This is a genomic window from Pseudomonas chlororaphis (assembly GCA_001023535.1).
GTDB lineage: Bacteria > Pseudomonadota > Gammaproteobacteria > Pseudomonadales > Pseudomonadaceae > Aquipseudomonas > Aquipseudomonas chlororaphis_E.
Map to the genome: position 1 here is coordinate 5,077,131 of CP011020.1, position 24,263 is coordinate 5,101,393.

General features: G+C 55.9%; 10 protein-coding genes and 1 pseudogene. 4 read left to right on the top strand and 7 right to left on the bottom strand.

Annotated features, from left to right (window positions below; all coding sequences use genetic code 11):
- Window positions 1-44: 44 nt before the first annotated feature.
- From VM99_22230 to VM99_22260, 7 genes and pseudogenes are all read right to left on the bottom strand, one after another.
- A complete protein-coding gene (locus VM99_22230) occupies window positions 45-824 on the bottom strand; it encodes an acyl-CoA thioesterase (GenBank protein ID AKK00652.1) in 780 nt (259 codons plus the stop codon).
- Between the two features lie 223 nt (window positions 825-1,047).
- Complete coding sequence (locus VM99_22235; protein AKK00653.1) at window positions 1,048-1,668, bottom strand: AcrR family transcriptional regulator; 621 nt, start codon at window positions 1,666-1,668, stop codon at window positions 1,048-1,050.
- Between the two features lie 1,118 nt (window positions 1,669-2,786).
- Window positions 2,787-7,589 (bottom strand): annotated as a pseudogene (locus tag VM99_22240) (hypothetical protein).
- Window positions 7,590-8,602: 1,013 nt separating this feature from the next.
- The gene (locus tag VM99_22245; GenBank protein ID AKK00654.1) at window positions 8,603-8,821 is read right to left on the bottom strand and encodes a hypothetical protein; all 219 of its coding nucleotides are present in this window, start codon (window positions 8,819-8,821) and stop codon (window positions 8,603-8,605) included.
- A gap of 1,185 nt (window positions 8,822-10,006) precedes the next feature.
- Window positions 10,007-11,428: a hemolysin secretion protein D gene (locus tag VM99_22250; protein AKK00655.1), complete on the bottom strand. Its 1,422-nt coding sequence runs from the start codon at window positions 11,426-11,428 to the stop codon at window positions 10,007-10,009.
- The gene (locus tag VM99_22255; protein ID AKK00656.1) at window positions 11,421-13,583 is read right to left on the bottom strand and encodes a peptidase C39; all 2,163 of its coding nucleotides are present in this window, start codon (window positions 13,581-13,583) and stop codon (window positions 11,421-11,423) included. Before VM99_22255 ends, VM99_22250 begins: the two co-directional genes overlap by 8 nt.
- Window positions 13,584-13,688: 105 nt before the next feature.
- Window positions 13,689-15,098: a channel protein TolC gene (locus VM99_22260; protein AKK00657.1), complete on the bottom strand. Its 1,410-nt coding sequence runs from the start codon at window positions 15,096-15,098 to the stop codon at window positions 13,689-13,691.
- A 2,152-nt stretch (window positions 15,099-17,250) separates the two neighbouring features.
- On the opposite strand from VM99_22260, the gene VM99_22265 reads away from it, so the two are divergent.
- The 4 genes from VM99_22265 to VM99_22280 all read left to right on the top strand — a co-directional run bounded on the left by VM99_22265 (window position 17,251) and on the right by VM99_22280 (window position 24,079).
- A complete protein-coding gene (locus VM99_22265; GenBank protein ID AKK00658.1) occupies window positions 17,251-18,015 on the top strand; it encodes an amino acid ABC transporter substrate-binding protein in 765 nt (254 codons plus the stop codon).
- A gap of 198 nt (window positions 18,016-18,213) precedes the next feature.
- The gene (locus VM99_22270; GenBank protein ID AKK00659.1) at window positions 18,214-19,467 is read left to right on the top strand and encodes an RND transporter MFP subunit; all 1,254 of its coding nucleotides are present in this window, start codon (window positions 18,214-18,216) and stop codon (window positions 19,465-19,467) included.
- A 14-nt stretch (window positions 19,468-19,481) separates the two neighbouring features.
- Complete coding sequence (locus VM99_22275; GenBank protein ID AKK00660.1) at window positions 19,482-22,661, top strand: transporter; 3,180 nt, start codon at window positions 19,482-19,484, stop codon at window positions 22,659-22,661.
- On the top strand, window positions 22,658-24,079 hold the full coding sequence (locus tag VM99_22280) for an RND transporter (GenBank protein ID AKK00661.1): 1,422 nt from the start codon (window positions 22,658-22,660) through the stop codon (window positions 24,077-24,079). The genes VM99_22275 and VM99_22280 overlap by 4 nt, the downstream gene beginning before the upstream one ends.
- The last annotated feature ends 184 nt before the right edge of the window (window positions 24,080-24,263 follow it).

A 24,263-nucleotide genomic window follows, 5' to 3' on the forward strand; every position in this document is an offset into this window, starting at 1 on the left:
ACTCTAGGAACACTGGCTGAGGGGTGTAACGGTTTGCTTTTCTATCAGGTGAAAATGGCCACGGTCTGACGTGCCCAAAGCACTCGCCGCCCGCTCTCGTCCCAGACCTCCATGTCCTGTAACGAATAGCCTTCGAAGGCCTGGCGACTGAAGGAACCGATAAGAAACCATTCGCCGGCCACGGCGGGCTGCGGCAGATCGATTGTCCAGGACGCCGAGCTGATGGCGGCCGGCTCCGTGAAGCAGGTCATGGCGGCTGGCGGCAGACTGTCCGCGAGGGCGATCAGGGCCACCGCCGGGTCCACCCCTTGGGCATCCAGGTGACGGACCCACATCAATAGCTCGGGATTTTGCGCACCGGACACCGGCAACGAGCCGCCTGCGGGACGCATCTCGAAGTTGAAGGCGCAGGCCGGCGCAATGGCGCGGTCCAGCTCCAGCGTGGGGTATCGCGACGGGCCTTCCACCGGCGGGCAACCCCACGCCTCATGGGTAATCCGGCTGGCCCGTGGCTGCGCAAACAGCAAGGTCGTGCGCAACGCCAGCTCATCACCGGACGTGCAGTCGACCGACACTGAAGTCACGGATCGCCCTTCGCGCAACACGCTTGTGTGGAATGTCTGGGGTTGCGTGACGGGCCCAATGAATGACACCTGCGCAGACTTGAACGGCGGGAAGCCTTCAGGCCGCTCGCGCAAAACCGTCTCCAACGACAATGCCGCCGACAAGCCACCGAAGATCGTTCGACCTTGCTGCCAATTGGCCGGAGCCACAAATGGCACGCCCGGATCAAATTGCGCCAAAACCTCAGCGAAGCGGGTCATATCGACGTTCTCCTACGGAGCTGAACGAGAACCCGCACGAGCGTCGCAAACACATGCCGAAGCTGTATCGAGGGGATCTCTGGATCGTTGAAGCCATACTTATTCAAGTGACTAATTGTGTCAATAGTCACCATGCAGACAAAAAGCGACTTCTCGGTCAGGCACCTACCGAAAGCGAGGAACGTGGTGTGGTTTGGGACGGCTGCGCGCGGCAGCCCTCCGTTCAGGGCATCAGGCTGCGCAGGATGAGGTTCGCGGTCAGCGTCGGCGCAACCTCGACGTGGTCGAGGCTGTACTGCAGCAACAGAGGATTGACGAAAGGTCGGAGGGTCAGGTGGATCGCTTCAACGGTTTCGTCCAGGGGAGTCTTGCGCTCGAACTCACCGCTTTCACGCCCTTCGCGCACCACCTGCACCACGAATTGCTTGATCCGTGCGTCATACACCTGGGAGCTGGGCCAGCGCTCCGACGCGGAGAATGCGGCAATGTCGTAGAGCTTGCGATCATTGAAGAACAGGTCGATTCCGGTGGTGATCAAGGTCTTGACCAGACGGCGAAAGCGCTCTGTCGAAGAGAGCCCTTGCTCGTTGATGGCCTCCTCCACGGCCTCGACGATCTTCGCAAGACAACTGGAGCAAATGGCCTCGCCAATCGCCTGCTTAGAATCGAAGAACTTATAGATGTACGCCTTGGAAAAGCCGATGGCCTTGGCCAAGTCGGACACAGTGGTCTTGGCGTAACCGTATTGACTGAAATGCTCGTTGGCCGCCGCGACAATCTGGTCGCGAATGTCATGATCGGCAGGGCCGCGAGTGCTGGGCGAAGGTGCTGGAGACTGGTTCATAGAAAGCAGCTTACGCATCCCAGCGAGCGATGACAACTTGTGACCACTTACGAATACCGTCACAAGGTAACCATTCGTCAGTTGCATAAGGGATGCGGTGAGTGGTTGCCCTGCGCTCGACCGCACACCCTGCTGTTAAGTCTGCCCGGCCACCTAGCGACCCAACTAAGTCTGCGGCCGTCGATCGGATCGAGATTGGCGCAAATAAAAATTAATTCGCAATAAGCCGCATCAATTTAAAGCGTAGCTCGCAATTGATTCTTTCCAGACAATTGACTAAATATTACACACGCAACACATTAGACGCCGCTGGGACACCACTTCGCGCGCTACGGCAATATATGGTAAGGAATACCAAATACTTGAAGTCAATGACGACTTCCTCTCAGGGAAAGAGCCTGTAACACCTAGCCTTCGCGGCTCCTCCAGCCCGCCCTGCTTTAGGCCTCCTCTACGATTTTTACTACAAAAATCTGAAGCTTTCCGATTAAGCCACGGCATCAATTTGAAATTTTGTTTCTCACTTTTTTTGAGGTCAGCTGCTGCGCAGCAGATTTCACGGTAGAGCGCCTCATATCCATATGAAAGGCGTATGGGCTGGCTTACCGATCGGACTGATCAAACAGATGTCGCCATTTTATCGATCTCAATCAGTCGCCCAATTCATGCTGGAAAGCGGTCGAGTAAAGGGGTAGCGGCTGTAACGCATTTATTGTTTCACTAGCCTATGACAGTGCAGTTCCATATAAGGACATTGCACTCTATGGAATAGCTCATGGTTCTCTACGATTTTCCGTATCGCCCCAACGTGCCCTGAATCCCAGCTTCCGGGAGGAAACGTTAAGAGGCCGAACCCAAACGGCCCACCTCAACATCATCGCAGGTATGTTGACGCTGATATTGGGGCAGACGCCATCAGGGAATCGATACTCATCCTTCGAGTCGCTGACGTCAGTGATCGACGCCCTAGTCGCTTTCCACGGTCATCGTCCTGGCATAAGCGAAGAAACCCTGCTCGCTACGTTTGCGATGGACAAAAAAACTGCCCCCGCCAACGTGCCTGCGCGGGGGCAGCTTATTTAGATACCGCTCAATGTGAAAGGAACGTTTACGGCAACTTACTTCCAGTTTGCTGCCAGTACCGAGTCAAGCTGAGCTCGCTGATCCGTGGTAATGGTCGTTTCAGCACCTGGAGCCACACCAAACGAAGCCATCGTGTCGACCAGACTCTGAACTTGACTATCAAGCAACGTCTTTCCGTCAGACAATTTCATGGCCTCAATGTGATAAACACCCCCTTGATACCAGTTACTGACTGTCAGCTTCTCGTCTCCGCCAACGACGCTTATTTCCAAATCAGACCCACTCCTGCGGAACCAAAGGTCTTGAGGGCTAAGATCCGTCCCAAGCGCTAAGGTATCGCTCATTCCATAGCCTGGATCATACTCATTGACAGTGTCCTGGCCATCGCCGCGGTTAAACAGATAGGTATCCGCGAAGTATCCGCCGGTCAATGTGTCGTCCCCTGCCCCTCCCGACAACGTATTGTCTCTTGAGTTGCTAGACACCTGAATCACGTCGTTCCCAGCCTCACCGAATAACCGGTTAGTACCGGCTCCGCCGTCAAGCACGTCGTTACCAGCACCGCCATAGATATTGTCATTGCCGTTGGAGCCCGACAGGCTATCGGCTCCTGCTGTGCCTACCTGCCGCAGGCCCTTAGCTGCGATATCCGCCAGAGCCCATGACGTACCGTCGGCGAACTCGACACGCTCAAGCACGCTCTGTGTCACCACAGAAGCACTCGACGTCGCCCCGTCAAACCAGCCTTTAACTTTGACCTGGTCTATACCGTTGCTGTGCATGAACACGACGTCCGCCCCTGACTTGTAAGCTTGGATGTCGCTAGCCAGGATCCCTGTCCCAAACCTCAAGGTATCGATGCCACCATAACCAGGGTCGTACTCGGAGATCGTGTCCTGACCGTCTCCCAGGTTGAACACATAAGTGTCTGAGAAGTAGCCGCCCGTCAGAGTATCGTTACCAGTGCCGCCAACCAGGAGGTTGTCCCTTGAGTTCGTAGCAACCTGGATCAAATCGTTGCCAGCATCACCGAACAGTTGGTTAGTTCCGCCTGCCGCGTCTAGTGTGTCGTCTCCACTTCCGCCGTGGATAATATCGTTACCATTCCAACCGAGCATGGTGTCGGCATTGTCCGTGCCCGTTTGATTCAATCCTGTTGCAACCATGTCGGACCAAGTCCAATACGTGCCATCGGCAAACTCGACACGTTCGATGACGCTTTGACTTACAGAGCTTGTATTCGAGGTCACGCCATCGAACAAGCCTTTGACTGTTATCTGATCAGTCCCGTTTCGATGAAGAAAGGTCAAGTCGAAACCGGTTCTGCGCATGAGGATATCGCTGGCTTGGACTCCGGAACCAAACCGCAAGGTGTCGAGGCCGCCGTAACCCGGATCGTATTCGGAGATCGTGTCCTGGCCATCACCCAAGTTGAACAGATAGGTGTCTGAGAAATAACCACCGGACAACGTATCGTTACCGGTCCCACCGGCCAAGGTGTTATCCCTCGAGTTATAGGCGACTTGGATTACATCATCGCCGGCATCCCCGAACAGTTGGTTGGTACCGGCTCCGCCATCCAAGGTATCGTTTCCACTTCCTCCATGGATGATGTCGTTGCCATTAAAACCAACCAGGTTGTCCGCCCCCGCGTTCCCCGTCTGGCTCAGACCCGCTGCAACCATATCCGACCATGTCCAGAATGTGCCGTCTGCGAATTCAACGCGCTCAATGAGGGTCGAGGTGACGGCGCTCGCATCGCTACCATTGCGGTCGAACACCCCCTTAACCATTAGCTGGTCCGAGCCGTTACGGTGCAGAAACATTAAGTCAGCACCAGTCCGACGTATCACAATGTCGCTGGCGACAATATCGCTGCCAAAACGTAGAGTATCCGTCGCTACGTTACCGCCGTCATACTCGCTGATAGTGTCCTGACCATCACCTAGGTTGAACACGTATGTGTCCGAGAAATAACCACCAGTCAAGACATCGTTACCCGAGCCGCCGGCCAGTGTGTTGTTCCTTGAATTGTAAGCGACTTGAATAACATCATTGCCTGCATCACCGAATAGCTGATTCGTACCGGATCCGCCATCCAGTAGGTCATCACCGTCTCCACCATTGATGCTGTCGTTACCGCTCGACCCCGATAGGCTATCGTTCCCGGCTGTACCGACTTGGCGAAAGCCCTTAGTTGCGATATCAGCCAGAGACCATGAGGTTCCATCAGCGAACTCTACACGTTCGAGTACACTCTGAGTCACGGCAGCCGCACTGGAGCTCGTTCCATCAAACCAGCCTTTGATTCTGACTTGGTCGGTGCCATTGTTGTGCATGAAAACGACGTCAGCGCCTGACTTGTAGGCTTGAATGTCGCTAGCCAGAATCCCCGCCCCGAACCGCAAGGTATCGATGCCACTAAAACCAGCGTCGTATTCCGAGATCGTGTCCTGCCCATCTCCCAAGTTGAACAGATAGGTGTCTGAGAAGTAACCTCCGGTCAACGTATCGTTACCGGTCCCACCGGCCAATATGTTGTCCCTTGAGTTATAGGCGACCTGGATTACATCATCTCCGGCATCTCCAAACAGCTGGTTGGTACCGGTCCCGGCATCCAAGGTATCGTTTCCAGCGCCAGCGTGAATGTTGTCGTTGCCATTGAAACCGACCAAGGCATCGGCGCCCGCCGTGCCCGTCTGGTTCAGACCCGCCGCAACCATGTCCGACCATGTCCAGAACGTGCCGTCGGCGAACTCAACACGCTCAATGAGGGTCGAGGTGATAGCGCTCGCATCGCTACCATTGCGGTCAAACACCCCCTTAACCGTCACTTGGTCCGAGCCATTACGGTGCAGGAACATTAAGTCAGAACCAGTCCGACGCATCACAATGTCGCTGGCGAGAATACCGCTGCCAAAACGCAGGGTGTCCATCGCCGAGTGGCCGGCGTCGTACTCCGTGATAGTGTCCTGGCCATCACCCAGGTTGAATACGTAAGTGTCCGAAAAGTAGCCACCGGTCAATGTGTCGTTACCGGTCCCACCGACCAATGTGTTATCCCTCGAGTTATAGGCGACTTGGATTACATCATCGCCGGCATCCCCGAACAGTTGGTTGGTACCGGCTCCACCATCCAAGGTATCGTTTCCACTTCCTCCATGGATGATGTCGTTGCCATTGAAACCAACCAAGTTGTCCGCCCCCGCGGTCCCCGTCTGGCTCAGACCCGCTGCAACCATATCCGACCATGTCCAGGTTGTGCCATCTGCAAACTCAATACGCTCAATAAGGGCCGAAGCAAGAGCGCTACTATCAGAAGTATTTCGATCGAACACTGCTTTTAGGGTTACCTGATCGATACCATTACGATGCATGAACACCAAATCGGAACCAGTCCTACGCATCAAGATATCGCTGGCGAGTATGTCTTCGCCGAAACGAAGAACATCCGTAGCGCTATAACCGGGATCATATTCCGAGATTGTGTCCTGACCGTCACCTAAATTAAACAAATAAGTGTCTGAAAAGTAGCTGCCGGTCAACGTATCGTTACCGGTTCCTCCGGCTAAAGTATTGTCCGTTGAGTTGTAGGCGACCTGGATTACATCTTCGCCCGCCTCACCAAAAAGCTGATTCTTACCAGTTCCACCATCAAGAATATCGTTTCCACTACCACCATGGATGATGTCGTCACCGCCGCCACCATAGAGAGTGTCGCTGCCGTCGTCCCCTCTCAAGCTATCGTTACTACCTTGGCCGTGCAAAGTGTCATTACCCAATCCCCCTACCAACGAGTCAGCAGCATCGGTTCCTGGCAGAAGGTCGTCCCCCTCAAATCCATTCTGGGCCATGGTGCTAATGAAATCTGACGTCCACACAGTTCCATCAGCGAAGTTAACTTGCTGAACTCGGTAAGAGAGACCACCCGACGGTTCAAAATAATATTTTATCGTCAGACGATCTGTTGTGCCCCTCAAGGAAATGACTAAGTCTGTGCCAGATTGGCTGAGTATAACATCCTCAGAAGTAATACCATCGGCAAATGTAATGGCATCGAATTCGGCGACGCCTAATTGAGGATTATTAATTGTATCCTGCCCCCAACCCTTGCCGAATTGATAAGTATCTGAACCTTCGCCACCCTCTAGGAAATCGTTCCCAAATCCGCCTATCAAGACGTCATTGCCAGTGCTTCCGTAGAGGCTATCATCACCCTCGCCACCTGCAAGCACATCATTTCCATCACCACCGTTGACTAAATCTTTCCCCTCATCCCCATCAAGAAGGTCATCATTAGCAAGACCATATAACCTATCATCGCCCAAGCCCCCCTTGAGGGTATTGATAGAGGCATCACCCCAAATGACATCATTCCCGTCGGTTGGACGTTGTACGACCATCTTTATTTGGTCAATTGTCCAAAAGCTGCCGTCATCAAATACGACGTGATCGACCGCGTAACCATGATTAGCAACAGTATCCTCGTCAAAATAACTCTGTATCGTAACTGAATCCGACGTACCCTTTATTTCCAAAATCAGATCATAGTAGTTGCGTCGAACTATAATATCCGCTGCGGTTATGCTTGGACCAAATAGCAGCTTGTCAATTTTAGAACCACTTACGTCTTGATCGGCATTAAAAATGGTATCCTTTCCATCGCCCCTACCGAATTCGTAGACATCAGCACCATCTCCACCGGCAAGATAATCTTCCCCCACACCGCCCGACAACAGATCATCGCCTAGACCTCCGTATATACGATCATTGCCACTGAATCCATACAAAGAGTCATCCAGGCCCGTACCATTGAGGACATCGTTCCCAAACCCACCAAAAGAACTATCTTTTCCGATATTCTTTAACAAGCTATCGAAAAGTCCGTCTTCGGTCGCAGGGGCAAGCTGGAGCCGTTCGATCAAACCACGCCCGAAATCTCCAAGCTCAGAAAGACTCCTTCCAAACTCAGTTATAGACACAGCTCCAGCTTCATGATCATTGTCGAACTGCACCTTCAGCTTAGAAATTATAGAGGACACATTCCAAACGCTGCCAGTTTCGGTCAATTCAATTTCCACACCATCAAACATTGATGAGAAATGAGTTTGCAGCATTAGCTTGCCGTAAACGGCCGCCATAAGATTATCAAAAGACTGGAGCAAGATTGCTGCCGCCGGGCCATGGGGATTGGGATCACGAGTTCCCCAACACCAAGTCCCCAAGTAATTCTCACCCAGAAACGCTTCTAATACCGCAAGTTTCCTCGCATCCCCGATTACGTTTCCATAGATCTGAGTTGCTGCACGGCTTTCAGGATCGATATCTTCGACCCCGGCCCAATGATATAGGATGTCAATGACCAAGTTTTGGCGCGTAGTTGAATCATTGGCATTGACAAACTGCTCAAGAAGCGACTTCAACTCCCCCGAAGCATCAAGCGCCATTGCGGTATGCAAATTATGTACATTCCCAAATCCATCCAAATTAGGGAGTATACTGATAGCGCTAGGTATAGTCGTTTCAGCTAGGTCAATCGTGTCCGCACCGTCCGCTATGAACCAGACGTCTTCCGCAATACCAATACTTCCGTCCGTGCGCAAAAAAGTTCCCACCTGACGATGTTGATTGCCACTAGCATCTATAACCGACGCTGAAACATCACCATTAGCATCAACAGCGCCAGGTTCTTCGTACCCGGTATTGATAGCGGCGACTCCCACACTTTCAAGAGAATAAAGCTCACCAGACTGGCTGACACCATCAGAATTATCATCTACCCAGACCCGCACTTGCGAAAAAGCGGAATCGCGCACATCAAATACGCCATCTCCATTTTCATCAAGCGCGCTTAATGATAGAAAACCATTTGCAGCCTTATTTCCTTTTGCTCCCATCGAGTTATTACCAAACAACTCGCTGCCGGCATCAATCGTACCGTTTCCGTTTCTGTCGAGAACCAATAACCCGTCATCTGGAGCCACCCAGCCTGACGCTTCGGAAAACTGATTACCATCGTGATCAAAATGGATGCCAGCAGATAGGCCAAGTGTTTCGACACCATCTCCATCTAGATCCAAAATGATCGGACTTCTCGTTATCTCTGCAGTACCGAATGCCCGTTTCATATCCAAGATCAACTTATTATTAAGTTCTTGAGTCCACGGCATAATAAGATGCGCCCTTAATGCCTCAATATTACTTGTCGGCCAGATTGCACCCTCGTACCCTTCAGAGTTAAGATCCACAAGACTTAGTGCTTTCCACACAAAATCAATGCAACTATTATTGATCCCTGAATACTGTAGACTGAAATTATATGCCTCTGGACTCTGCGCAAAATCGAGCAGGGTTTGATATTGATAGTCAGTTATATTTATCTGTTGACTATATTCAGTTCCTAAGTAATGTTCATCGTCATGACGCTTAACTTCGCCAGGCCCGTAGGGACTTCCGTCTTCGATGGGAGCAAAACCGAAGCTTAGAGCGCTTCCATCATCTGAAACCAACTCAAACCATAGATGCCCAGTTTGAGACGCACCTCCATCCGATAAAGGGGTGCCACGACTAGCGACGTTGACCATTAACTTAGGCATAAATTCCTCTATTTACCGTAAAACGCTTTGATAAAAGTAACTGTGGCGCTATTTGGCCTTATGCTTTCCGCGGAGCCATCGCGCCGAACAATCAAACGATAACGTCCCGACTTAAGAAATAAATCAGCAACTTCAGCATGCAAAACACCCTCACCCCAAGAGGATAACTTTGGATTTTTTTTGGTTGCTTTATATACTTGGCGACCAGATGATTCCTCTATAAGCTGAACTTGCACATCAAAAGGAGCTCCCGACTCAACGGCCTTACCAGGCGCCTCCATATGCAAGCCCCCCACCGCCCTCCACAAATCTGCCCGACTAGCCAGATTGTGCGCATCATAATAATAATCCACGCGAATTGAATAACGACTGTCTCGCGGCACATCGACTAGCTTCTCCGAAACACTGCTAGAGCCCTCAAGTCTGAGTTCAACGCGCTGCCCTTCCGCCCGTATATTTACCGTGGCAAAAAGAAATAGAATTGAAACAATCGACAGGACAACCAGCTTGTAATCTTTTCTTATTTGCATCTTTGCCCACCCCTAATCCATACATCACTAGAACTCATAAGAACAACCCCACCTGGAACGACGTGACGACCACCCCCCAACCTAATTTGCGGAATAAACACATAGTTTTTAGCAACCATGCTCCTCCCACTATCGCTCTCGCAAACTTTCATTAACTGCAATTTGCAACGGACTTAGAAAGTACTCGATTATCCTACGCTGATCCGTTTTGACTTCCGCGGTGACCGCCATGCCAGGCAACAACCTTATATTTTGTCCTTTCACCGTTAAATGATCCGACTCAAGCCGTATCTTACCGCTGTAAATCAAACCACGTTTCTCGTCCTCAACGGCGTCATCAGAAATACTTATAACTTCACCGCCAACCGCTCCGTATTTGGTAAATGTAAATGTTTCGACTTTTACAGTGACGGCCTGCCCCGGATGCACAAACCCAACATCTTTATTTTCAAACACAGCTTCAACCTCAACCGGCTGCCCGGTGGGTACGATCGTCAACAGCGGCAGTGCCGGCGTCACCACCCCTCCCACCGTATGTACATTCACCTGCTGCACCGTCCCATCCACTGGTGCCTCCAGTGTCGTCAACCCATCCTGATATTCAGCTTTGGCAAAATCCTGCTTCAAGGACGCCACCTTCTGATCTGCCTGCTGTAACAAATCCAGCATAGACCGTCGGGTTTGGGCCACCACGCCAGCTCTTCTGCGTTCAGCCTCCTGCCGCGCCGCTGAGGACTGCAACAAACTGGCTTGTTGCACGCTCAACTGCCGTTCAATGTCCAACCGAGCCTGTTCTTTTTCCAGGTAGGCATGGCGAGCGATGTACTGCTTCTCCAAAAGATGCCGGTAGTCATCCGCGAGCTTCGCGACGATAGGTAGGGTCTTCTGCAAACTGGCGACCTGGCCCCGGGCCGACTGTATGTCGGCTTGGCGCTGAGCGATCTCGGCCTCAGCGGTCTCCAAGCCGCTGCGGTACTCTTGGTACTGGCCTTGCAGCCAACGCTCCGCAGCCAACACATGCTCGGGATCGGCGCCCGGAATCGCGCCATTCAGAGTTTTGGGCGCTCGCTGTTGATCAATGGCATCAAGCATGGCACTTGCCCGAGCGCTGTCGATTCGAGCGGCTAACAGGTCGCTTTGCACGCGGCCCACGTCAGCCTCTGCGGCAGTAGAGTCCAGCTCCAACAACAACTCACCGGCTTTTACAGTCTGACCATCGTGGACATGAATGGCTTTGACCACTGCCGTTTCACTGGATTGAATAACCTTGCTCTTGCCACTGGGGATGATCTTGCCGGTGGCGGTCGCCACGACATCGATCTTGCCAATACACGCCCAGGCCAAGGCTAATGCCGCGAAACTCATGATCGCCCACATGAACACCCGAGGTGCCGGATGTGTCGGACGCTCCTGTAGTTCAAGAGAAGCTGGCAAAAACTGTATTTCATGCGCCAGGCGCTTCGGCGCATCCATGCTTCGGCGGGCTCTCCAGGATTCGCGCAAGACGTGCCGGTACCGTCGCAGTAAGCCTGTCGTTTCAGCGTTAGACATTGCTGGCTCCTTGCTGCAAACGATACAAACGTGAGTAATGCCCAGCCTGATGGTTCAAGAGTTCGGCATGACTGCCCTGCTCCACAATCTGGCCGCGGTCTACCACCACAATACGATTGGCATCGCGCACGGCTGAGAGCCGGTGGGCAATGATGATGACCGTGCGCCCCTTGCAGATGTCCTTCATGTTCTGCTGCACAACGCGCTCCGACTCATAGTCGAGTGCGCTGGTAGCTTCATCAAAGATCAGGATCCTGGGGTTACCCATCAGTGCGCGAGCAATAGCGACCCGCTGCCGCTGACCACCGGACAGCGAGGCACCATGCTCACCCACTACGGTGTCATAGCCTTCTGGAAGCTCCAGAATGAACTCGTGGGCGCCTGCGAGCTTGGCTACCTGAATAACCTTCTCCAGCGGTACGCCGGGATCGGCAAGCGCGATGTTTTCGCGGATGCTGCGAGCGAACAGCATGTTGTCCTGCAGCACTACACCAATCTGTCGGCGCAACGAAGAGACGTCTGCCAGCGCAAGATCCATTCCGTCCACCAATACCCGCCCTCGCTCCGGGACGTGCAACCTCTGAAGCAAGCGGGTCAAAGTGCTCTTGCCAGAGCCTGAGCGTCCGACAACGCCGATTACCTGTCCCGCTTCAATGCGAAGGCTTACCCCCCGCAGGATCTCCGCCCCATCAGGGCGATAGCGGAAGTGCACCTGATCGAACTCGACATGTCCGCGAATCGGCGGCAGCGAACTGCGCGTCGCCTGAGCCATCTCGGTGCGCGTATTGAGGATGTCACCCAGGCGCTGCACGGAGACGCCGGTCTGTTGGAAGTTGGTCCATAGCTGCGCAAGGCGCATGATCGGTTGCGCTACACGACCGGCCAGCATGTTAAAGGCAATCAGTTGACCTACAGACAACTGCCCATCGATGACCAAACGAGCCCCCACCCATAGGGTCGCCACCGTGACCAATTTGCCAATCAGTGACACGCTTTCGTTAGCGATGGTAGACAGCGTCTGGGTTTTGAAACCGGCCGCCACGTAACCGGCCAGTTGGTTGTCCCATTTACGGATGGCCTGGGGCTCGACGGCCATCGATTTGAGGGTGTCGATACCATTAACGGTCTCGACCAGAAACGCCTGGTTCTCAGCGCCTCTGGCGAAGCTGTCGTTCAACCGTGAGCGCAGTACGGGTGTAATCAGCACCGACACCAGAATATAAAGCGGCAACGACGCCAGGACGATGAGGGTCAACCAACCGCTGTAGTAGAACATCACCGCCAGGAACACGACCGAGAACAGTACGTCGAGGACCAAGGTGATCGCGTTACCGGTGAGGAAGCTGCGGATGTTTTCCAACTCCCTGACCCGCGCTACGGAGTCACCAACACGCCGGGCCTGGAAATAGGCCAGCGGCAACGTGATCAAGTGCCGGAACAGCTTGGAGCCCAACTCCACATCAATGCGACTGGCCGTATGGGCAAATACATAGCTGCGCAGTCCCGTCAGACCCGATTCGAACAGCATCACCACGGCCAACCCCACCGCAATGACGTCAAGGGTAGTCAGACCGTGGTGCACCAACACCTTGTCCATCACCACTTGAAAGAAGAGCGGGGTCACCAGCGAGAATATCTGCAACACGAACGAAACCAGCATGATTTCGCCCAGCAGCTTTCTGTATTTGACGATGGCGGGAATAAACCAGGTGAAGTCGAATCGAGATGATTCACCAGACGTATTTGCCTCCGAGCGAATCAGTAGCACCTGGCCCGTCCAGCGAGACTCAAGCGCCTCAAAAGTAATCACTTCGGGCCGCTGCACGGCTGGGTTGTGGATCAGCACCTTGCCTTGGTCCAGGCGCGCGATGATGAAGAATGCGCCATTCACATCCGTAGCGATGGCTGGCAACGGTGTGCGATGAAGTCGGTCGATGGTCGTGCTCGCGGCCTTAGCTTTGAGACCAAGCTTACGTGCCGCTAACAGCATGTCCGCCTGACAAAAGGGGCGGTCGACACTGCCGAACTCATGAGCGAGTTGCTCAGCGGAAGCCGCAACTTGATGAAACCGAGCGAGCATCACAAGAGAAGCTAATCCGGTGTCAAATAGGGGCGCATTTTCAGGCGTCGATTCGCCCGCTTCGCTTTCGATCATTGCGGTTACAGATTCCTTGCGCAGGCGACAGCCCGAGCCTCTGGCACGATAAAAATCACGATTAAGAAAACTTTGATGCCTGGGGAAGCATCAAACAAAATCCATTCAAACTCCCGGAGGAAGGAAATCTCGCTCCGGCACGTAATCCTGCTTCAAATAGACAGATAAGGATTTGAGGTCATCAACACTTAAAGTCCCTGCGGCCTGCTTCAGCTTCAGGTTGTCGATAATGTAGTCATAGCGTGCGTTGTTATAGTCGCGAACCACTGCATACAGTTGCCTTTGCGCAGTCAGTACATCCGCGATATTTCGCGAGCCGATATCAACTCCGACCTGATTGGCCTCGACGGATTTTCTGGCAGAGACAATGCCTTGGCGGCGGGAAGCAATTTGCGCGATATCAGTATTGACACTTCTGAACGCATTTCGAGTGTTCAGCACAATCTCACGACGTCGATCTTCCTTTTGGTCCTGACTTTCCAAAAGCCGCTCGGCTGACTCTTTAACTTTGGAGCGGGTCATTCCGCCTGAATAGATTGGAATATTCAGCTCAATGCCGATGCTGCTCTGCGAAACATCGTCACGATAGCCGTTGCGGCCAAAGTCGGTAGGGTTGCTGTAACCGAAACTATCGTTGTCACCCTTACGGTAAGAGGCTACCGCATCGATCGTGGGTAAATGGCCAGCCTTATGCTGCTTGAGGGTTTGGGCAGCAGCTTGCTCGGCTTGCTCACTGGCTTGGAGCTGCAGGTTCTGACGAACCGCTGTGTCGACCCAGGACTGTGCCTCGTTAGGGATCGGGGATTCGACGGGGAGCTGATGTCCGATTCCAGAAATGGTGCTGTAGGATCGGTTGGTCAAACGACCCAATGCTTCATACGCATCGTCAACCTTTCGCTGCACCACTTGCCGATTCGCTTGCACGTTGTCATAGGCCGCTTGAGCGTCGTACACGTCAGTGATGCTCGATGCTCCGTCTTCCAACCTGCCTTGCGCCTGATCGCGCTGATGGAGCAAAGCGGCTTCTTCAGCCTGGACCGCTGCCAGAGCATCAAGCTGACGCAACGTCTCAAAGTATGCCTCAGCGGCAGTCAACGCCAACGATTGCACCTTAACCGAAAGCTCCAACTCCGCTTGAGCGACACTCGACTCTGCCGCCTTCAATTGAAACCATCGGTCGACGCGAAAAAGGGGCTGACTGAGATTGGCTCGAAACGTGGTCCCGCTGCGCTCTCGACTGAGCGAGGGTTCGTCGCGCTCCAAACGAACTGTTTCTGAGGTTGCACCAGCCGTCAAATTGGGCAGCAGACCGGAGCGAGCTTGGGGTACCGCTTCGCGCTGAGCCAGATAGGCGTGGCGAGCCGCAGCCAGTTGTGCATCGTTTTTAAATGCAGACTGGTACACACCAATAAGATCGGCGTGATCTGAAGACGAACGATCAAAAGAAAAAGCTAAAGGGCTCGATGCGCAGCCCGCAATAAGTACACATCGGCAAACCGAGTCAATGAGATTCATTACTGCTTATCCAGGAAGCGATCACTTAAAAATCCATTCCATTAGCTCGGCTCAACGCCTAAAAACTTTACTCCTTCCTACCTGTAGAAAAGATTTTTCGTTCCAGGATGTGCCCAATACCAAAGAGTCTAATTTTTTTCGGCAGCATTAAACGCTTATAAATGCTATAAAAATCACACACACTCGACTTTCGCTATATACCAAATAACAAATAATTCTAAATACCTTCGACCTGCCATACCAAACTCCCGCCAAAACGCAACGCCCATTCGTCAGATTGATTGGATTCTCGAAAACTATATATAGCACCACGCCTTATAACCAAACACGGCACAGCGCTTATCCGAATTTACGAATATGTGTTTATGGTTGGTATGGCAGCTTTTCTTGAAAGATATCAAAAAGCCATCACCCAATCCATGTGCTTCCTAATTGTGAGCTTCCAATGCAAATCGACTTTCAGGTCAGGTCAGCCAGTTGCACTCACATCTTTTTTATAAGTCATTGATTGTAATGATCTTTAGTAAGGATAAGCTGAGTTCGCTTCCTGCTTCTATTCCCATGAGACGGCATGTAAGGCTAATCGATTTTCGACCAACGGCAGGGTTTGGGTCTAAACGATGAAATTCCGAACAGTGTTAAATGGGCACGCAAGGAGTGGCCAGAACTACCATCACTCGCATGTCCTAGATAGTCAGGCGGAATGCTGAGGAATGGGCTATTGGCCTGCTCCTCCTAATGACTACTCAGCAAGCCGTAAGAAAGATGATGGGTGAACGATTCCGGGCACCGCCCGCATGTACGACCGATATCGACAGCCAGCGCAAGCAGCTCGCGACGTTCGTTCAGTAGATACAAACGCAAAAAAATAACTCCAGCGCCTGCGCTCCAAGCTATTCGAAAGCTCCGAAGCTGACCACGAACACCCGTTATACTTGGCGACATGGCCATGGTGTTGACTCTGTTCGCTATACATCAAATATCGAGCCCCTTCCGTCGTGATAGGCGAAACAACGAATCATGAAGACTCATTACTCCATTCAATCACGCCGCAGGGTTCCCTACCGACTTTCTATAGCATCGCTGAACATCTATGGGGGCGAGGATGTGATGTCGATACAGACGGTGATTGCGCTGGCCCAGATGATCATCAATGGACAGAACTGACTTTGTCGCTTCGCGGTTCATCGGGACAGCGCTTGGACATTGATCCCGTCTCACTCATGCCACTGAGGTTGGTAATCCGCTCATCGCACCCAAGGCTCTGCCAAAGAGCAGCCGAGTATCTCCTGTCTGTCTCGGGAAGCTCTGTCGCTCAGGAAGAGATGATCATCGAGTGACAAGGCTCGCCTTCCCTCCCCCGTTGCCAGCCACTCTTCACTCACGCTGAGCAAACGCGCCAACTGCTCTATACGCATTTAGCGAGCCAATTCGTCAGACACTGCGGGCTGATGCTAAGCAGCTCCGAAGAACTAGCGAAAGAGATGTAGTGCTCTCCTAGCGTGGCCCTCAAACGTTGCCCACTGGCCCGTCGGGAGCGTGAAAGCGAATGTCTACGCTGGTCGTTCTTACCGCTGGTCATTAACAGTGCTCTGCCTACTGCAACTGCGAATAACCGGACCCAATGTAGGGGACAAAATGCAGGATGGGATAGGGTGAGCGCGCCTCGATTCGCATAAAGGGAATCGCCCCACAAAAGACGGTTAAAAAGACCTACAGACCGAACCTAAGCGAGGGATGCGCTGACGTATCAGGCGGCAGCAGACATGTCAGGAGAAGCTGATAATAAGTCCATCACCACGAGCAGGCACACCGACGTGGGCCCCAGACGAAGCCTGAATCGATGCAATCTGCCAAAACTCTTGTGAGAGCGAGTTCGAGACTCATCGACGGCGGGCTGTTACGACGTGATCTTGTACCGGCTATCCATCGAGCCGCTGCTCATCCAAATCCGAGGCTTGCGCCAAGTAAATGATCTATACCTTCAGAAACACGCAATCAGGCCAAGGTGGCACTACGGACGTGACCGGATGGAACGATCGTGGCGTATCCGAATCTCTGCCTCCTATAAAGAAGCCGGCCTGTAGACGTTGTAACCGGCGCCCCGCACGCCTGGATTGGCGCACCACTTTCAATGCCTGAAGTATCGTCCATGAGTCCGACCCAACGCGTTTTGAATGCCCCCAGCAAAGCGCTGTACCGAGTTTGCCTATTGCTGGCGCTGCTGGCTGCCCGCGCGGCGAGCGCTGAGCCTCCCGTCATTGAACTGCACATCCTCGATGCACCGCCGCTGACGTTCGTCGACGATCCCAGGGGCTACGGAATCGTCGGCGATGTCGCCGTGGCGGCCATGGCCAAGGCCGGCTATCCGGTGAAAATCCACGTGCTGCCCTGGGCCAGGGCGCAGAAACACGTGAGCGAGGAACACGATCACCTGATCACCCCGCTGTCGCGCATACCGGGCCGCGAGAACCGCTTCACCTGGATCGCGTCGATCATGCCCATGGAGCGGGCATTCTTCAGCCTGGAACAGCGGGTCGACAGCTTCGCCCAGGCGCGGGACACCTTCCACAAGATCGGCGTCGGCCTGGGCAGTGCGCAAGAAGAGATCCTGCGCACCGAGGGCTTTCGCGATGACCAGATCTACCCCTTGGCCATTGGCGAGAACCCGGCTCAACTCCTGCTGATGGGGCGCATCGATGCCTGGTTCAACGGCGTGCCCGAGAGCCGCTACATCTGGCCCAAGGTGTCCAAGCGCAAATTGCTCATGAGCCCGGTGGGCAGCAATGCCGATCTCTACCTGGCCTGCTCGAAGCAATGTTCCCCGAAGATGGTCGACGACCTGCGCAAAGCCGTGGACGCCCTTCGCGCGGAGGGCGCGATCAAGCGAATCCATGACGTCTACCTGCCGAGGTAGACAGCTGGCGAGGTCGCCCCTCGTCAGCCAGCCATCATTAGTTTTATTGATAGCAGCCTAACGAAAGCCCCGGACTAGAGGCGTTATCGATGGCTTATATCATTCCGAATGATAGTTACCTTTATTTCATTCGATTCGTTCCCTTGACGCACGCCACGCATCATCCGCCCATTCTCAATACATTGGCGGATGCTATCCATGGAACATTCACTTTCAAAACTGCGTTTTCCCCTCGCCCTGCTGGCGGTGCTGGTGATGAGCGCCTGCGGCAAGACCCCGGACACGGCGGCCTCCATGCCACCGGCCAAAGTCAGCGTCGCCAAGGTCCTGGAACAACCCGTCAACGAATGGGATGAATTCACCGGGCGCCTCGAAGCACCGGAAACCGTCGAGATCCGTCCACGGGTCTCGGGGCAGATCGACGACGTAGCCTTCACCGAAGGTGCGCTGGTCAAGAAGGGCGACCTGCTGTTCCAGATCGACCCACGCCCGTTCCAGGCTGAGGTCCGTCGGCTCGAAGCCCAACTGGCCCAGGCCCGCGCCACGGCGACCCGTAGCGAGAACGAAGCCCAGCGCGGCGACCGCCTGCGCCAGAGCAACGCCATCTCCGCCGAACTGGCAGACTCGCGAACCACCGCCGCCCAGGAAGCCCGTGCCGTCGTCGCGGCCATCCAGGCACAACTGGACCTGGCCAAGCTGAACTTGAGCTTCACCCGCGTCACCTCGCCCATCAGCGGACGCGTCAGCCGCGCGCAGATCACCGCCGGCAACCTGGTGACCGCCGACGTCACGCCGCTCACCAGCGTGGTGTCCACCGACAAGGTCTACGCTTACTTCGACGCGGACGAGCGGGTCTTCCTCAAGTACACCCAGCTCGCCCGCCAGGGCCAGCGCGGCCAGGCTACGCCGGTCTACATGGGCCTGTCCAACGAGGACGGCAACCCGCACCTGGGCCAGATGAACTTCGTCGACAACCAGGTCAACCCGCAGACCGGCACCATCCGCGGTCGCGCCGTGTTCGACAACAAGGACGGCGAGTACACCCCAGGGCTGTATGCCCGCCTGAAACTGGTGGGCAGCGGCACCTACTCCGCCGTGCTGATCAACGACGAAGCCGTCGGCACCGACCTGGGCAAGAAATTCGTGCTGGTGATGGACGCCGACAACAAGCCGGCCTACCGCGCCGTCGAGCTGGGGCCGAAGATCGAAGGCCTGCGCATCGTGCGCAACGGCCTGAGCAAGAACGACACCATCATCGTCAAGGGGCTGCAACGGGCACGTCCGGGTTCACCGGTTACGCCTGAAACAGTACCGATGGCCAGCGACGACACCCTCGCGGCCCTGGCACAACAACGTAAAGCGCTCGAAGCCAGCAACCTGCCTCAAGTCGCGCCTTCCAAGGCAGCGTCCGGAGCGGCGGGCAAACTGGCCGCGACGACCCCACGCGGTTAAGGGACTGAATCCAGATGAAATTTTCCCAGTTCTTCATTTCGCGGCCGATCTTCGCAGCGGTGCTCTCGCTGCTGATCCTGATCGCCGGCGCCATCTCGCTGTTCCAATTGCCGATCAGCGAATACCCCGAAGTGGTGCCGCCGACCGTCGTGGTCCGCGCCAACTTCCCCGGCGCCAACCCCAAGGTCATCGGCGAAACCGTGGCCGCGCCCCTGGAACAAGCCATCACCGGTGTCGAGAACATGCTGTACATGTCCTCGCAATCGACCGCTGACGGCAAGATCACCCTGACCATCACCTTCGCCCTGGGCACCGACCTGGACAACGCCCAGGTGCAGGTGCAGAACCGCGTCACCCGGACCGAGCCCAAGCTGCCGGAAGAAGTGACCCGGATCGGCATCACGGTGGACAAGGCCTCGCCCGACTTGACCATGGTCGTGCACTTGACCTCGCCGGACAAACGCTACGACATGCTCTACCTGTCCAACTACGCCCTGCTCAACATCAAGGACGAGCTGGCGCGCCTGGGTGGCGTGGGTGATGTGCAGTTGTTCGGCATGGGCGACTACTCCCTGCGAGTCTGGCTGGACCCGAACAAGACCGCCTCGCGCAACCTGACCGCCACCGATGTGGTCACCGCGATCCGTGAACAGAACCGCCAAGTGGCCGCCGGTGCCCTGGGTGCGCCACCGGCGCCGAATGCCCAGGCCTTCCAGCTCTCGATCAACACCCAGGGTCGCCTGGTAAGTGAGGAAGAGTTCGAGAACATCATCATTCGTTCCGGCGCCAACGGCGAGATCACGCGCCTGAAGGACATCGCCCGGGTCGAGTTGGGCTCCAGCCAATACGCCCTGCGTTCGCTGCTGGACAACCAGCCGGCGGTGGCGATCCCGATCTTCCAACGTCCCGGTTCCAACGCCATCCAGATCTCCAACGACGTTCGCGCCAAGATGGACGAACTGAAGAAGGGCTTCCCGGCCGGCATGGACTACAGCATCGTCTATGACCCGACGATCTTCGTTCGCGGCTCCATCGAAGCGGTGGTCCACACCCTGTTCGAAGCACTGATCCTTGTAGTGCTGGTGGTGATCCTGTTCCTGCAAACCTGGCGCGCCTCGATCATTCCGTTGGTGGCGGTGCCGGTCTCGCTGATCGGTACGTTCGCCGTGATGCATCTATTCGGCTTCTCGCTGAACGCCCTCTCGCTGTTCGGTCTGGTATTGGCCATCGGTATCGTGGTGGACGACGCCATCGTGGTGGTGGAGAACGTCGAGCGGAACATCGAGTTGGGCCTGGCCCCTGTAGAAGCGACCAAAAAGGCGATGGGCGAAGTGACCGGGCCAATCATCGCCACTGCCCTGGTGCTGTGCGCGGTATTCGTACCGGCGGCATTCATCAGTGGCTTGACCGGGCAGTTCTATAAGCAGTTTGCGTTGACCATCGCGATTTCCACGGTGATCTCGGCGATCAACTCCCTGACCCTGTCCCCTGCCCTGGCCGCTGTGTTGCTCAAAGGCCACGACGCGCCCAAGGACCGTTTCTCGCGGTTCCTGGACAAGCTTTTCGGTGGCTGGCTGTTCCGACCGTTCAACCGCTTCTTCGAGCGTGCCAGCCACGGTTACGTGGGCACCGTCGCCCGTGTGATCCGCAGCAGTGGCATCGCCCTTCTGCTCTACGCCGGCCTGATGGTGCTGACCTTCTTCGGCTTCTCCAACACGCCGACCGGCTTCGTGCCCGGCCAGGACAAGCAATACCTGGTGGCCTTTGCCCAATTGCCTGACGCCGCGAGCCTGGACCGTACCGAAGACGTGATCAAGCGCATGTCCGACCTGGCCCTCAAGCAACCGGGCGTGGAAAGCGCGGTGGCCTTCCCTGGCCTGTCGATCAACGGCTTCACCAACAGTCCGAACGCCGGCATCGTGTTCGTGACCCTCAAGCCCTTCGACGAGCGCAAGGACCCGAGCCAATCGGCCGGTGCCATTGCCGGGGCCTTGAACGGCCAGTTCGCCGGGATCCAGGAAGCCTACATGGCGATCTTCCCGCCGCCACCGGTACAAGGCCTGGGGACGATCGGTGGTTTCCGCCTGCAAATCGAAGACCGGGGCAACCTGGGCTACGACGAGCTTTATAAAGAAACCATGAACATCATCACCAAGAGCCGCAGCGTGCCGGAACTGGCCGGTCTGTTCACCAGCTACACGGTGAACGTGCCCCAGGTCGATGCCGCCATCGACCGTGAAAAGGCCAAGACCCACGGCGTGGCCGTCAGCGACATCTTCGACACCCTGCAGATCTACCTGGGTTCGCTGTATGCCAACGACTTCAACCGCTTCGGCCGCACCTACCAGGTCAACGTCCAGGCCGAGCAGCAGTTCCGCCTCGAAGCCGACCAGATCGGCCAGCTCAAGGTGCGCAACAACCGTGGCGAGATGATCCCGCTGGCGACCTTCATCAAGGTCAGCGACACCTCGGGCCCTGACCGCGTGATGCACTACAACGGCTTCATCACCGCTGAAATCAACGGTGCCGCCGCCCCGGGCTACAGCTCCGGCCAGGCCGAGAAAGCCATCGAGAAGCTGCTCAAGGACGAACTGCCCAACGGCATGACCTACGAGTGGACCGACCTGACGTACCAGCAGATCCTCTCGGGCAACACCGCGCTGTTCGTGTTCCCGCTCTGCGTACTGCTGGCGTTCCTGGTGCTCGCGGCGCAGTACGAAAGCTGGAGCCTGCCGCTGGCGGTGATCCTGATCGTACCGATGACCCTGCTGTCGGCCATCACCGGGGTGATCGTCTCCGGCGGCGACAATAACATCTTTACCCAGATCGGCTTGATCGTACTGGTGGGGCTTGCCTGCAAGAACGCGATCCTGATCGTCGAGTTCGCCAAGGATAAACAGCTCGAAGGCATGAACCCGCTGGCAGCGGTCCTGGAAGCGTGCCGCCTGCGTCTGCGGCCGATCCTGATGACCTCCTTCGCCTTCGTCATGGGCGTGGTGCCCCTGGTGTTCTCCAGCGGCGCCGGTGCGGAAATGCGCCATGCCATGGGTGTCGCGGTGTTCTCGGGGATGCTCGGCGTGACCTTCTTCGGCCTGCTGCTGACCCCAGTGTTCTATGTACTGATCCGTAACTTCGTCGAGCGCAGCGAGGCCCGCAAGGCCGCCCGGGCCTTGAAACTGGAGGCGCAACAATGAGTTTGAAAGCATTCGTGCCGAGCTTGCTGGTCCTGGCACTCAGTGCCTGTGCCGTGGGCCCGGACTACCAGGCCCCGCACACGGAGGCGGCGAACATCACCACCGCCACCGACGGTGCCGCCGGCCAGAAAAACTTCGACCGCGCCCGTTTCGAAGGCGTCTGGTGGCAGCAGTTCGAAGACCCGACGCTCAATGCGCTGGTCACTCGTTCGCTGGAAGGCAACCGCGAGTTGCGCGTGGCCTTCGCCCGTCTGCGGGCCGCGCGGGCGATCCGCGACGACGCCAGCAATGACGCCATGCCGACCATCACCAGTCGCGCCAGCAGCGACCTGGGCAAGGGCCAGATTCCCGGACAGACCACCGACCGGGTCAACACCGAGCGCTACGACCTGGGCCTGGACATGGCCTGGGAACTGGACCTGTTCGGGCGCATCCAGCGCAACCTGGAAGCCACCGACGCCGACCAGCAGGCGGCCGAGGCTGACCTCTACCAATTGCAGGTGACGATGATCGCCGAGCTGGTGGACGCCTACGGTCAACTGCGGGGTGCGCAACTGCGGGAAAAAATCGCCCTGGCGAACCTGAAGAACCAGCAGGACTCGCGCAAGATCACTGAAAGCCTGCGCGATGCCGGCGTCGGCGACCAACTGGATGTGGTGCGCGCCGATGCGCGCCTGGCCTCGGTGGAAGCCAGCGTGCCCCAACTGCAGGCCGAACAGGTGCGCCAGCGCAACCGCATCGCCACGTTGCTGGGCGAGCGCCCGGACAGGCTGAGCGTGGACCTGAGTCCCAAGCAGTTGCCGGCGATTGCCAAGGCACTGCCGATCGGCGATCCGGGTGAGCTGCTGCAACGACGTCCGGACATTCTCAGTGCCGAACGCCAGTTGGCCGCCGCCACGGCGCGTATCGGGGTGGCCAAGGCCGACTTGTTCCCACGGGTCAGCCTGAGCGGCTTCCTCGGCTTTACCGCCGGGCGCGGCTCGCAGATCGGCTCCTCGGCCGCCAACGCTTGGGCACTGGGCCCGAGCATTACCTGGGCAGCCTTCGACCTGGGCAGCGTGCGGGCACGCCTGCGCGGTGCCAACGCCGAAGCTGACGGCGCCCTGGCGACCTACGAGCAGCAAGTGCTGCTGGCCCTGGAAGAATCGGAAAACGCCTTCAGCGACTACGGCAAGCGCCAGCAACGGCTGATCTCGCTGATCCGCCAGAGTGAATCGAGCCGTGCCGCCGCCGACCTGGCCGAAATCCGCTACCGCGAAGGCACCGTGGACTTCCTCGTGCTGCTCGACGCCCAGCGCGAACGCCTGGCCGCCGAAGACACCCAGGCCCAGGCCGAAGTCGACCTGTACCGCGGCATCGTCGCGATCTACAAGGCCCTCGGTGGTGGCTGGCAACCGGAGACCGTCGCCAGCAACTGAGCCCCTTTGTAACCGAGCTCCTTTGGTTGGCCGCAACCAACCAATTGCCTTGCCCCGCCTCTCATTCGGACGCGGGGCTTTTTTTGCCCGGGGATTGGAGAGGCCGCCTTCGCAAGCAGGCTTCCCTACAGAAACCATTACAAGGTTTGACTCAAAGCCCGGCCTGACCGAAGCTTGCGACATT